At 72.4% G+C, this 11,529-nt stretch carries 16 protein-coding genes; 5 read left to right on the top strand and 11 right to left on the bottom strand.

Annotation, left to right across the window (positions count from 1 at the left end):
- Nucleotides 1–132: 132 nt before the first annotated feature.
- From ABD944_RS34870 to clpS, 6 genes are all read right to left on the bottom strand, one after another.
- A complete protein-coding gene (locus tag ABD944_RS34870) occupies nucleotides 133–1,080 on the bottom strand; it encodes a PLP-dependent cysteine synthase family protein (RefSeq protein WP_345184175.1) in 948 nt (315 codons plus the stop codon).
- 21 nt (nucleotides 1,081–1,101) lie between these two features.
- Nucleotides 1,102–1,374: a MoaD/ThiS family protein gene (locus ABD944_RS34865; RefSeq protein WP_345184173.1), complete on the bottom strand. Its 273-nt coding sequence runs from the start codon at nucleotides 1,372–1,374 to the stop codon at nucleotides 1,102–1,104.
- Nucleotides 1,375–1,466: 92 nt separating this feature from the next.
- Nucleotides 1,467–1,589, bottom strand: a complete 123-nt coding sequence (locus tag ABD944_RS34860) for a hypothetical protein (RefSeq protein WP_281258271.1) — start codon at nucleotides 1,587–1,589, stop codon at nucleotides 1,467–1,469.
- 73 nt (nucleotides 1,590–1,662) lie between these two features.
- Nucleotides 1,663–2,076, bottom strand: a complete 414-nt coding sequence (locus tag ABD944_RS34855; protein ID WP_345184170.1) for a M67 family metallopeptidase — start codon at nucleotides 2,074–2,076, stop codon at nucleotides 1,663–1,665.
- 21 nt (nucleotides 2,077–2,097) lie between these two features.
- Nucleotides 2,098–2,625 (bottom strand): DUF2017 domain-containing protein, encoded by a 528-nt coding sequence (locus ABD944_RS34850; RefSeq protein ID WP_345184168.1) that lies wholly within the window; start codon nucleotides 2,623–2,625, stop codon nucleotides 2,098–2,100.
- A gap of 4 nt (nucleotides 2,626–2,629) precedes the next feature.
- Nucleotides 2,630–2,926 (bottom strand): ATP-dependent Clp protease adapter ClpS, encoded by a 297-nt coding sequence (clpS, locus tag ABD944_RS34845; RefSeq protein WP_345184262.1) that lies wholly within the window; start codon nucleotides 2,924–2,926, stop codon nucleotides 2,630–2,632.
- A 122-nt stretch (nucleotides 2,927–3,048) separates the two neighbouring features.
- Between clpS and ABD944_RS34840 the strand changes: the two genes are divergently transcribed.
- The 4 genes from ABD944_RS34840 to ABD944_RS34825 all read left to right on the top strand — a co-directional run bounded on the left by ABD944_RS34840 (nucleotide 3,049) and on the right by ABD944_RS34825 (nucleotide 6,041).
- Nucleotides 3,049–4,401, top strand: a complete 1,353-nt coding sequence (locus ABD944_RS34840; protein WP_345184260.1) for a nicotinate phosphoribosyltransferase — start codon at nucleotides 3,049–3,051, stop codon at nucleotides 4,399–4,401.
- Between the two features lie 79 nt (nucleotides 4,402–4,480).
- Entirely contained in the window at nucleotides 4,481–5,062 is a 582-nt protein-coding gene (locus ABD944_RS34835; RefSeq protein ID WP_345184166.1) for a nicotinamidase, read from the top strand.
- 2 nt (nucleotides 5,063–5,064) lie between these two features.
- Entirely contained in the window at nucleotides 5,065–5,610 is a 546-nt protein-coding gene (locus ABD944_RS34830) for a gluconokinase (protein WP_345184164.1), read from the top strand.
- Between the two features lie 167 nt (nucleotides 5,611–5,777).
- Nucleotides 5,778–6,041 (top strand): hypothetical protein, encoded by a 264-nt coding sequence (locus ABD944_RS34825; protein ID WP_345184162.1) that lies wholly within the window; start codon nucleotides 5,778–5,780, stop codon nucleotides 6,039–6,041.
- Between the two features lie 166 nt (nucleotides 6,042–6,207).
- On the opposite strand, the gene ABD944_RS34820 is transcribed toward ABD944_RS34825, so the two are convergent.
- The 5 genes from ABD944_RS34820 to ABD944_RS34800 all read right to left on the bottom strand — a co-directional run bounded on the left by ABD944_RS34820 (nucleotide 6,208) and on the right by ABD944_RS34800 (nucleotide 10,667).
- On the bottom strand, nucleotides 6,208–6,582 hold the full coding sequence (locus tag ABD944_RS34820; protein ID WP_345184160.1) for a DUF2809 domain-containing protein: 375 nt from the start codon (nucleotides 6,580–6,582) through the stop codon (nucleotides 6,208–6,210).
- Nucleotides 6,583–6,790: 208 nt separating this feature from the next.
- A complete protein-coding gene (locus ABD944_RS34815; protein WP_345184258.1) occupies nucleotides 6,791–8,533 on the bottom strand; it encodes a DEAD/DEAH box helicase in 1,743 nt (580 codons plus the stop codon).
- 36 nt (nucleotides 8,534–8,569) lie between these two features.
- On the bottom strand, nucleotides 8,570–9,610 hold the full coding sequence (locus ABD944_RS34810; RefSeq protein ID WP_345184158.1) for a zinc metalloprotease: 1,041 nt from the start codon (nucleotides 9,608–9,610) through the stop codon (nucleotides 8,570–8,572).
- Between the two features lie 207 nt (nucleotides 9,611–9,817).
- Nucleotides 9,818–10,081, bottom strand: coding sequence for a DUF3039 domain-containing protein (locus tag ABD944_RS34805; protein WP_185027553.1), 264 nt, complete (start codon nucleotides 10,079–10,081; stop codon nucleotides 9,818–9,820).
- Between the two features lie 10 nt (nucleotides 10,082–10,091).
- Nucleotides 10,092–10,667: a YqgE/AlgH family protein gene (locus ABD944_RS34800; protein WP_345184155.1), complete on the bottom strand. Its 576-nt coding sequence runs from the start codon at nucleotides 10,665–10,667 to the stop codon at nucleotides 10,092–10,094.
- A 160-nt stretch (nucleotides 10,668–10,827) separates the two neighbouring features.
- Here ABD944_RS34800 and ABD944_RS34795 point away from each other — a divergent pair, with 160 nt between their 5' ends.
- On the top strand, nucleotides 10,828–11,511 hold the full coding sequence (locus ABD944_RS34795; protein WP_345184153.1) for a hypothetical protein: 684 nt from the start codon (nucleotides 10,828–10,830) through the stop codon (nucleotides 11,509–11,511).
- Nucleotides 11,512–11,529: the final 18 nt, after the last annotated feature.

Genomic DNA, 11,529 nt, shown 5'->3' with positions numbered 1-11,529 from the left:
ATCATCGTTGATTGAGCCGTTGCCGACAACCCCTGGCAGGGCTCGCTCCGGTGGATCCAGGGGGCAGGCGGGGCGGGTGTGGTCGCCCATCGTGCTCGCGTTGCCCGGCCCGCAAGGAGCGGCCGCGACCCGTCAGGCCCAGAGCTGGCCTTCGAGCCGGGCCTCGGCCTCCTCCAGGGTGCCGCCGTACGCGCCGGTCGACAGGTACTTCCAGCCGCCGTCGGCGACGACGAACACGATGTCGGCGCGCTCCCCGGCCTTCACCGCCTTGTTCGCCATCCCGATCGCCGCGTGCAGCGCCCCGCCGGTCGAGATCCCCGCGAAGATGCCCTCCTGCTCCAGCAGCTCGCGGGTACGGCGCAGCGCGTCCAGCGACCCGACCGAGAACCGGGTCGTCAGCACGGAGTCGTCGTACAGCTCGGGGATGAAGCCCTCGTCGATGTTGCGCAGCCCGTACACCAGCTCCCCGTACCGCGGCTCCGCTGCGACGATCTTGATGTCCGGCACCCGCTCGCGCAGGAACCGGCCGACGCCCATCAGCGTCCCCGTCGTGCCCAGCCCGGCGACGAAGTGCGTCACCGACGGCAGGTCGGCGAGGATCTCCGGGCCGGTCGTCTCGTAGTGCGCGAGCGCGTTGGCCTCGTTGCCGTACTGGTACAGCATCACCCAGTCGGGGTTCTCCTTCGCCAGGCCCTTGGCCACCCGCACGGCCTCGTTCGAGCCGCCCGCCGCCGGGGAGGAGATGATCCGCGCGCCCCACATCTCCAGGAGCTGGCGGCGCTCGGCCGAGGTGTTCTCCGGCATCACGCACACCATCGAGTAGCCGCGCAGCTTGGCGACCATGGCCAGCGAGATGCCCGTGTTGCCGGACGTCGGCTCCAGGATCGTGCAGCCGGGCGTCAGCAGCCCCTCCTTCTCCGCCTTCTCGATCATGTGGAAGGCGGGCCGGTCCTTCACCGAGCCGGTGGGGTTGCGGTCCTCCAGCTTGGCCCAGAGCCGCACGTCCTCGCTCGGCGACAGCCGCGGCAGCCCGACCAGCGGGGTGCCGCCGAGCGAGTCCAGCAGTGAGTCGAATCGCATGTGGCGCTCGTCCCGACCGGCTCAGCCGCCGGCGACGGCCGGCAGAATCGTGACGCTGTCGCCGTCGGCGACCTCCGTCTCCAGCCCGCCGAGGAAGCGCACGTCCTCGTCGTTCAGGTAGACGTTGACGAACTTGCGCAGGCCCTTGTCGTCCACGAGCCGGTCGCGCAGGCCGGCGTGCCGGGTGTCCAGGTCGGCGAACAGCTCGTCGAGCGTGCCGCCCTTGCCCTCGACGGCCTTGGCGCCGTCGGTGAGGTTGCGCAGGATCGTCGGGATCCGGACCTCGATCGCCATCGCGATGATCTCCTTAAACGTCGTACGGGACTGCCCGCCCCTGGTGGTGGAACCGGGCGGGCGACGGGATGATTCCAGGCGTGATCAGCGCGTCAGCGACAGTCGTAGACGACCTCGGCGCGCGAGTGCCCGAACAGGAAGCTCTGCACGGGCGGCACCGCTGGGGCCCCGGCGCGGCGCCCGGCGCCGCCCGTCCCATGCCCGCTCGTCCACATGTCGACCAGTTTACCGGCCGCGAGGCCGCCGATCCCGCCCGCCTCCGCCCCTCCGGCGTCGCGTGTCCCGCCGTCAGGATCCCTCGACGACGGCGACCTCCTCCTCGGTGACCTCGCCGTCCACGATGCGGAACGAGCGGAACTCCGTCTCGCCCTCCTCGCGGGTCGAGACGAGGACGTAGTGCGCGTTCGGCTCGGACGCGTAGGAGATGTCGGTGCGGGAGGGGTAGGCCTCGGTCGCGGTGTGGGAGTGGTAGATCACGACGGGCTCCTCGTCCCGGTCGTCCATCTCCCGCCACACCTTCAGCTGCTCCTGGGAGTCGAACCGGTAGAACGTCGGGGAGCGCTCGGCGTTGACCATCGCGACGAACCGGACGGGCCGGTCGGAGCCGACCGGGCCCGCGATGATGCCGCACGCCTCGTCGGGGTGGTCCGCGCGCGCGTGCGCGATGATCTGGTCGACCAGGGCCCGTTCAATCGTCAGCATGGCCGCAAGCTTAGGCGGCGCCTACTCCAGGGCGCGGACGAGACCGTCCTGCAGCATCGTCAGCCAGTCGTAGGCGGCGAACATGGGGGCGCGCGGGTCGCGCGGGTCTATGCCGCCCGCCTCCTCGTACCAGTCGTCGGTGATGTCGAGCCGGGTGCCGAGCGCCAGCCGCACGTCGTTCAGCGCCCGCAGCCACTCCTGCATCCGCTTCTCGTCGAGGACCGTGTCGGTACCGCCCTCGCCCAGCGCCCCGAGGACCGCCCGGGCCGCCTCGCGCTTGCCGTCGCGCAGGCCCATCTCGGTGTAGCGGCGGAACTCCCCGGCGGCCTCGCCGTCGTCGCGGTAGGCGTCCGGGAACAGCCGCGCGAGGACCGGGTCGTCCGACTTCGTGGCGTTCTCGGCGATGCCGAGGGACGCCAGTTCGCCTCCCTCGCCGGACTCCTCCCCGAGGAGGGCGAGCATCTGCTCCATGAGGGCGCGCAGCAGCGCCGTCTCCTCCGGCTCCAGCCGCACCCGGAAGCCGTCGCGTCTCTTCTTCACATGGCTCATCGGCTCAGTCGTCCCGTTTCACGGTCGCCCACAGGCCGTAGGAGTGCAGGATCTCCACGTCCCGCTCCATCTCCTCGCGGGTGCCGTTGGCCACCACGGCGCGGCCCTTGTGGTGCACGTCGAGCATCAGCTTCTCGGCCTTGGACTTGGGGTAGCCGAAGACGGCCTGGAACACGTACGTGACGTACGACATCAGATTGATCGGGTCGTTCCAGACGATCGCCAGCCAGGGCCGGTCGGCGCTCACGTCCTCCGCCGCGTCCGGCCGCTCCAGCTCCACCGGTGCGGGCGCCGTGCTCATGGCGCTCATTGGCCGGGCCTCCTCCTCTCTCTCGCGCGGGGTCCCGCCCTGGAGGACGCGGCCGCCCGCCGCATCCGATGCTATGCGCCTCGTCCCCGCCGCGTGTGACGGCCCGCGTCACCATGGTGCCCGCACTCGGCCCTAAAGTTCCACTTGTGGACCTTGGTGACGGCACGGCCCTGCTGACCGACCAGTACGAGCTGACCATGCTGCAGGCCGCCCTGCGCAGCGGGACGGACGGCCGCCGCGCGGTCTTCGAGGTGTTCGCGCGGAGCCTTCCCGCCGGCCGCCGGTACGGGGTCGTCGCGGGCACCGGGCGGCTCCTGGACGCCATCGAGGCGTTCCGGTTCGGCGACTCCGAACTGGAGTTCCTCAGCGAGAACCGCATCGTGGACGAGCCCACGCTGCGCTGGCTGGAGAAGTACCGCTTCACCGGGAACGTCTGGGGCTACGCCGAGGGCGAGTGCTACTTCCCCGACTCGCCGATCCTGATGGTCGAGGGGACGTTCGGGGAGGCCGTCCTGCTGGAGACCCTCGCCCTGTCGATCCTCAACCACGACTGCGCGATCGCGTCCGCCGCGTCCCGGATGGTGCAGGCCGCGCAGGACCGCCCGATCATCGAGATGGGGTCGCGGCGGACCCACGAGCGCGCCGCCGTGGCCGCCGCCCGCGCCGCCTACATCGCCGGGTTCACCACCACCTCCAACCTGGAGGCGGGACGGCTCTACGGCGTCCCGACCGCCGGGACGAGCGCGCACTCCTTCACCCTCCTGCACGACAGCGAGCGGCACGCGTTCGAGGCGCAGCTCGCGGCCCTGGGCGACGGCACGACGCTGCTCGTCGACACCTACGACGTCGAGCGGGCCGTCCGGACGGCGGTGGAGCTCGCGGGACCGGACCTCGGCGCCGTCCGGATCGACAGCGGCGACCTCGGCGTGGTGGCGCGGCGCGTCCGCGAGCAGCTCGACTCCCTCGGCGCGCACGGCACGCGCATCGTGGTGACCGGCGACCTCGACGAGTACGGCATCGCGGCGCTCGGCGCGGCGCCCGTGGACGGGTACGGCGTGGGGACGTCACTGGTGACCGGTTCCGGCGCCCCCACGGCGTCGCTCGTCTACAAGCTCGTCGCGCGGGCGGATGGCCCGCGGGAGGACGCGCCCATGCGCCCGGTCGCCAAGCGCTCGACGGGCAAGCCGAGCCGTGGCGGGCGCAAGACCGCCGTCCGCCGCGTCGACGGGCACGGCGTCGCCTACGCCGAGACCGTGTTCACCACCGAGCCGACGCCCGGCCCCCACGACCGCGTCCTCCAGGTGCCGCTGGTGCGGGACGGCGAGGTCGTCGGCCGCGAGGCGCTCCGCGACGCCAGGGAGCGCCACGCCCGCTCGGTCGCCGAACTGCCCCCCACGGCGCGCCGGCTCTCCCGGGGAGAGCCGGCCGTCCCGACCGAGTTCGTCAACGGCGGGCCACGCCGTTGAGCCGTCCGGCGTGGGGGAACGAGCCTGGGGTACGGTCGGTGCAGAGCCGGTGGGGCAACCGGTAGAGGGAGCAGCGGTCATGGGCAAGAAGGCTCTGATCATCGTGGACGTGCAGAACGACTTCTGCGAGGGCGGGTCGCTCGCGGTCGGCGGGGGCGCCGCCGTGGCGACCGCGATCTCCGAGTACGTGGCCGCGCACCGGTCCGAGTACGCGCACATCGTGGCGACCCGCGACTTCCACCTCGACCCGGGCGGCCACTTCTCCGCCGAACCGGACTTCGCCGACACCTGGCCGCCGCACTGCGTGATCGGCACCCCCGGCGCCGACTTCCACCCCAACCTCGCCCTCGCCCCCATCGAGGCCGTGTTCAGCAAGGGCCGCGAGACCGCCGCCTACAGCGGGTTCGAGGGGTTCTCCGACGACGAGACCCCGCTCGCCGACTGGCTCGCCGCCCGCGGCGTCGACGCCGTCGACGTCGTCGGCATCGCCACCGACCACTGCGTCCGGGCGACCGCCGTGGACGCCGTCCGCGCGGGCCTGCGCACCACCGTCCTGCTGGACCTGACGGCCGGTGTGAGCAAGACCACCGTCGACAAGGCGCTGGACGAGCTCGGCCAGGAGGGCATCGTCCTGTCCGGCGCCCCGGTGGTCACCGCCTGACCATGCCCCCGCCTCCTCCCCCGAACGCGGCCGGGCCCACGGTCATCCTGGTCGCCGGCGTGTCCGGCAGCGGCAAGACCACCATCGGCACGCTCCTCGCCGAACGCCTCGGCTGGGAGTACGCCGAGGCCGACGCGTTCCACTCCGAGGCCAACGTCGCCAAGATGCGCGCGGGCCGGCCCCTCACCGACGAGGACCGCCTCCCCTGGCTGCGCGCCATCGCCGCGTGGATCGCCGACCGCGTCGCCACCGGCCGCCCCGGCGTCGTCACCTGCTCCGCCCTGAAACGCGGGTACCGCGACATGCTGCTCGACGGCCACGCGGGCGTCCGCCTGGTCCTCCTGGACGGCGACCGCGACACGATCGCCGCCCGCATGCGCTCCCGCAAGGGCCACTTCTTCAAGGCCGAGCTCCTCGACTCGCAGTTCGCCGACCTCGAACCCCCGGGCCCCGACGAGAACATCGTCACCGCCCCCATCACGGGCACCCCGGAGGAAACGGTCACCCACATCCTCAAGGCCCTGGACCTGTCCCCCACCTCCCCCTGACCGCCACCGGTCGCGGTGGGCGGGCTGGGCGTGATCGGCCAGCACCTCCGCGGACGAGGCATGGCGGGAACGCGTGCTCACCGGCTTGCACGGTGCGCCTCGTCACGGACAGTGCCCGGTAGGCACCTCACCTCACGAGAGGTGCGACTCACAACCGGAGGGTTCTCATGATCACCGGAGACTTCACCAACTTCGAACTCCGTGTCAGGAACGCCGCGGGCCTCGCCGTCTGGCCCTTGATCGGCGGCGTCTTCGGCGCCCTGGTCGGGATCATCCTCGGCTTCGTCATCGGGGGGTCCGTCCCCCTGAGCCTCGGCGTGGCCATCGGCGCCGGCTGCGTGGCACTCGGCGCCATCGCGGGCGGCGCGTTCACCATCTGGATCGAGGTCCGCCTCATTCGTTCCCCTTCCAGGAGCAACCGGGTCGCCTGACAGGGCGGCCTCGTGTGAGGAGGCTCGCGCCTCTTCGCACCGTTGACGGGGGCCTGGCCGAGCCAGGTCCCCGTCCTTGCCCGGCGGCGCTCGCCCGAAGGAGCGGCGAGGTGAAGGGCGCGGCTAAGCCTCAGCGGGCGGCGAGTTCGGTCGCGTAGATGCGCTGTTACGAAGCAACCAATGCGCGACGACCATGGGAATGACGCCTACGGGATACCAGGCCACGTCGACGAGATCGAACTGGGCGCCCAGCAATTGGCGCGCGAACCAGCTGCGTTGGGAGATTTCGCCGGGCAAGGGGGGTGAGCTGCGCAAACTCGATGAACCAGCAGTATGCGACCGCGGCGCCGGCGGCGGGCAATGGAGAAATCCGCGGCCGTATGAAGAGCACAATCGTGTAGACGATGGCCGCGGACAAGGCGGCACCGGAATACTGGTCGATCGGCCCGTCTCCCACCGCGCGGATCGCATATGCCGCGCCGGCGAGACCGGCCGCCGATACGACCATCAGCAACCGAACCCAGCGCGCCGCGAACGTCATCGCACGATCTTAAGCGGCAACCCACGCCCGATACCCCACAGCGCCTACGCCCGCCTGTACTGCTGGGGGGCCGTGGGCCTACCGGGTCGCAGGGGCGATGCGGCACCCCCTGCGACGGCCCTCAGCGCGTGGCGGGCGCCCTCGGGGATCGCCTGGGCGCGCGGGGCGCCGCAGGCTCTGCGGCGGGCTCAGGCGCGGCGGTGAGGCGTCAGTGGCGGCGCTTGGCGGCCCAGTCGCGGATCTTGGCGATGCGCTCGCGGATCTCCTCGGCGCTCGCCTGGGGGACGGGCGGGCCGCCGCAGGAGCGGCGCAGCTCGTTGTGGATGACTCCCTGCGGCTGGCCCGTCCGGTGGTTCCAGGCGTTGACCAGGCCGTTCAGCTCGCGGCGCAGGGTCGCGATGTCCTCGGCGGCGGTGCGGTCGGCGCGGGGGTCGCCGGTCTTGCGCCGGCGCTCGTTGGCGATCTGCTCGGCCTGCCGCTTGCGCAGCAGCGCCGACACCTGGTCGGGCTCCAGCAGGCCGGGGATGCCGAGGAACTCCTCCTCCTCGGCCGACCCCGGCTCGGCGTTCATGCCGAACTCGCCGCCGTCGTAGAGCACGCGGTCGAACGTCGCGGACGCCTCCACCGTCTCGAACGGCAGCTCCTCGCCGACGTCGGGCGTGTCCTTCTCGCGGTTGGCCTCGGCGAGCAGATCGTCGTCGAGGCCGTCCTCGCGGACGGGGCGGTCGAGGACGTGGTCGCGCTCCTCCTCCATCTCGGAGGCGTGGCCCATCAGCGTCGGCACCGACGGCAGGAACACCGACGCGGTCTCGCCGCGCTTGCGGGCGCGGACGAACCGGCCGATGGCCTGCGCGAAGAACAGCGGCGTGCTGGTGGAGGTGGCGTAGACGCCGACGCACAGGCGCGGGATGTCGACGCCCTCGGACACCATGCGGACCGCGACCATCCAGCGGTCGTCGGTCTCGCCGAACGCCTTGATCTTCTTGGACGCGGTCGGGTCGTCCGACAGCACGATCGTGGCGCCCTGGCCGGTCACCGCGCGCAGCATCTTGGCGTAGGCGCGGGCGGCCTCGTGATCGGTGGCGATGACCAGGCCGCCCGCGTCGGGGATGACGCGGCGCAGCTCGGTGAGGCGGCGGTCGGCCGCCGCCAGCACCTGCGTGATCCAGTTGCCCTTGGGGTCGAGCGCGGCCCGCCACGCCTGGGACGTCTGGTCCTGGGTGAGCGGCTCGCCGAGGGTCGCGGTGATCTCGTCGCCCGCGCGGGTGCGCCAGCGCATCTCCCCCGCGTACGCCAGGAAGATCACCGGTCGGACGACCCCGTCGGCGAGGGCGGGCCCGTAGCCGTAGGTGTAGTCGGCCTGGCTGCGGCGGACGCCGTCAGGCCCCTCCTCGTACTGGACGAACGGGATCGGGTTGATGTCGGTGCGGAACGGCGTGCCGGACAGGGCGAGCCTCCGCGTCGCCGGCTCGAACGCCTCCCGGACGGCGTCGCCCCACGACAGGCCGTCGCCCGCGTGGTGCACCTCGTCGAAGATGACCAGCGACTTGCGCGCCTCGGTGCGGTTGCGGTGCAGCGCCGGGCGCGCGGCGACGGTCGCGTACGTGACGGCGACGCCGTGGAAGTCCTTGCCGACGGGGCCCTGCCCGTTCTGGTACTCGGGGTCGATCCTGATGCCGACCCGGGCCGCCGACTCGGCCCACTGCCGCTTGAGGTGCTCGGTCGGGCACACGATCGTGAGCGACGAGACGACGCGGCGCTCCATCAGCTCGCGGGCGAGCCGGAGCGCGAACGTCGTCTTGCCGGCGCCCGGCGTCGCGACGGTGAGGAAGTCGCGGGGGCCGGGCGCCGTTCCGTCCGCGCCGAAGTACGCCTCCAGCGCCTGCTGCTGCCAGGCGCGCAGGGAGGACGCGGTCCCCCAGGCGGCCCGCTCGGGGAAGGCGGGGGGCATGCTCGATGCGGCGAAGGTGCTCACGGTCATTGAAGGCTACCGAGCCGCACCGACAGATCGTGCCGCTCCCGGCGCCGCTGTGCCGAGATCCACACGGTGGCCGCCGGTCTTGCGGGACCGGTACGCCGCCCACGCCGCCCGGATGCGACGGCCCTGACCTGCGGTGAAGCCCCGCATGCAGGCGTCGTGGGCGTAGTCCATGAAATTGTGGATCGGATCGCGGCCCCGCTGCGGGCACGAGTCGCGGCCCTGCGGGCAGCCCTGCGCCGGCTCCGCCTCGTACGGGGTGTCGGTGACCCCGTCGCCCGGCGACACGCACCCGCCCTCGAACGTGTGCATCAGGCCCAGCCAGTGCCCGATCTCGTGGACGGCCGTGTACCCGTGGTTGAACGGCGCGTACGACCCGTACGGCAGGCTGCGGAAGTCGACGATGACGCCGTCGAGGCGCGGGTCGCGCCGGTACCACTGCGGGAAGGTGGAGAAGCCCAGCACGTCCGAGCCGACGGCCGCCGTGTAGAGGTTCAGCGTCCCGCGCCCGCCCTTGCGGAGGCGCCGCTTCATCGGCCCCTCGTAGTGCTGCGGGTTGCGGAACCAGGCCGAGTTGTCGGTGCGGTCCAGGGAGTCGAGCCGGAACCGCACGTGGGTGTCGGCCCCGCCGAGACGGCCGCCGTAGGCCGCGTTGAGCGTGGCGATCTGCCGCTGGACCGCCGCCGTGGACAGCCGTCCCGAACTCCCGCTGTGGACGACGTGGAACCGCACCGGGACGACCAGGGCCCCCGTGGCGCGCCGGGCCGGGTCGGGGCGCGTCCCGCCGAGGAGGGCCGGGTCGAGGAGGGCCTCGTCGGACGTCCCGAACCGGTCGAGGAGCGTGCGGCGGAGGTCGGCGAGCATGGCGGTGGCCTGGTCGTGGCCGAGATCGGCCCGGTCGCGGGCCTGGGCCGACCGCGCCCTTCCGCCCGAGGCACCCCTCCCGCCCACGGCGGCCGTCCCGCCCGGCGTGCCCGCGTGGCGGTGGACGCAGTCGTCGCCGCGTGCGGCCGGAGCGACCCGTGCCCGTTCCCACTCCCCCTCACTCACCGAACCCGGAACAGCACACACCGTGACCGCCAGTGCGCACAGTGAAACCCCGGCCAAGCGCCGCATTCAATCCCCCGATTGTTCAGGGACGTCCGTTTCGGGCCGTCCCGCGATAAGAAAGGCCGAGGTCCTGCGGCACATGACCGCAGGACCTCACACGCGCGCGCCTATCCGGCGGCGCGCCCTCGACCGCCGTTCAGCGGCCGGTCACTCCTCGCCCTTGCCCCCGCCCGGCTGCATGGACTCGTAGATCTCCTTGCACTCCGGGCAGACGGGGTACTTCTTCGGATCCCGGTTCGGCACCCAGACCTTGCCGCACAGCGCGATCACCGGCGTGCCGGTCACCGCGCTCTCGGTGATCTTGGCCTTCTTCACGTAGTGGGCGAACCGCTCGTGGTCGCCGTCACCGTGGGAGAGGTCCGGCTTGACATCGCTCTGGGTGTCGCTGTCGGGAAGGATCTGCGTACTCACACCAGTCACCTTAGTTCAGCGTCGGGTCCTCGGGGAAAGTGGAGACGAAGGCCAGGTCGCCGCCCTGCCTGCGCAGCACGTGCTGCCACAGCCGCTCCGGGTCGCCGGCGAACACGTCCCCGGCCTCCGCGGGCACCAGGTACCACGAGCCGTCCTCGACCTCGGAGCGCAGCTGGCCGGGCGACCAGCCCGCGTATCCGGCGAACACGCGCAGCTGCAGGAGCTCCGCCGCGAGCAGGCCGGGCGGGGCCTCCAGGTCGACCAGCCCGACCCGGGCGACCTCGGCGCCGCCGTCCAGGGCGCGCCATCCGAGCGGCTCGTCCTCGCCGGGGAGCCGGGCCAGGGCGAGCGCGTTCTCCAGCGCGACCGGCCCGCCCTGGAAAACCACGGCGGGCCCTGTGACGAGTTCCGCCCACGGCGGCAGCACGCGGTCGACCGGAACCTCGGTCGGCCGGTTGAGGACGACACCGAGGGTTCCCCCGTCGCCGTCGTGCTCGACCAGCAGGACGACGCTGCGCCGAAAGTTCGGATCCTCCAGCTGCGGGGTGGCCACCAGCAGGAGCCCGACCCTGATCCCGTCTTCCATGGGTCCCATGATGCGTTGCCCGGACCTCCGGCGGCACGCCTCCTCGCTCGTTAGCCTGTTACGCATTCCTATCGATGGGGATATCGGCACCACAAGGTCCTGGGTTAAGAATGATCTAGGACAATCGGCCACCCGCTTGGTGCGCGCCGGGAGGACAGCGATGCAGTTGCCCAGGGTCGTCATCGCCGCCGTGTTCATCGTCATCGGGGCGCTGATCGCGATCCCGGCCCTGTTCAGGTCGGACGGCTCCGCGTCGCCGACCTCGGCGACGGAGTCCACGAGCCCGAGCCCGTCCGGCGGCTCGCCGTCGGCCTCGGGCAAGCCCACCCGGACTCCGACGCACAGCCCGTCCCGCACGCCGTCCCGCACCCCCTCGCACACGCCGACCGCCGCTCCCGCGCGGCCGGTGACGGCCACGATCGGCTCGGTCTCCTGCCCGGACCGCACCGTGAACGTCAGCGTCCGCAACACCGGAACGCAGACCGAGGACTTCTCCGTCGAGAAGAACGACGACACCGCCGCCGTCCCCGGCAAGATCGGTCCGGGCACCACCCGGACGGTCGCGGTGAAGCTGCGCGAGGACCGCGGCACCCGCATCACCGTCCGGTGGGCGAACCGGCAGATCGAGAGCACCGCGGTCAAGGCGAACTGCAAGAAGGCGGGCGGCGCCGCGCCGCGCGAGACGCCGCCCGGCAAGCTCCCCCACACCGGCCCCGACACCGTGCTGTGGGCGCGGGCCGTGACCGGCGTCGCCGTCATCCTGACCGGCGCGATCATCTTCTGGTGGGGCGGCACGTGGCCCCGCCGCCGCGAGCAGGTCTTCGCGGGCAGGAAGTCGGACTGAGCGCGGCGGCGGGCCCGC

This window comes from Actinomadura verrucosospora, assembly GCF_039540335.1.
Classification (GTDB): domain Bacteria; phylum Actinomycetota; class Actinomycetes; order Streptosporangiales; family Streptosporangiaceae; genus Spirillospora; species Spirillospora verrucosospora.
Note: the sequence above shows the minus strand (reverse complement) of the source record. Positions and strands in the feature narration are given on the sequence as shown.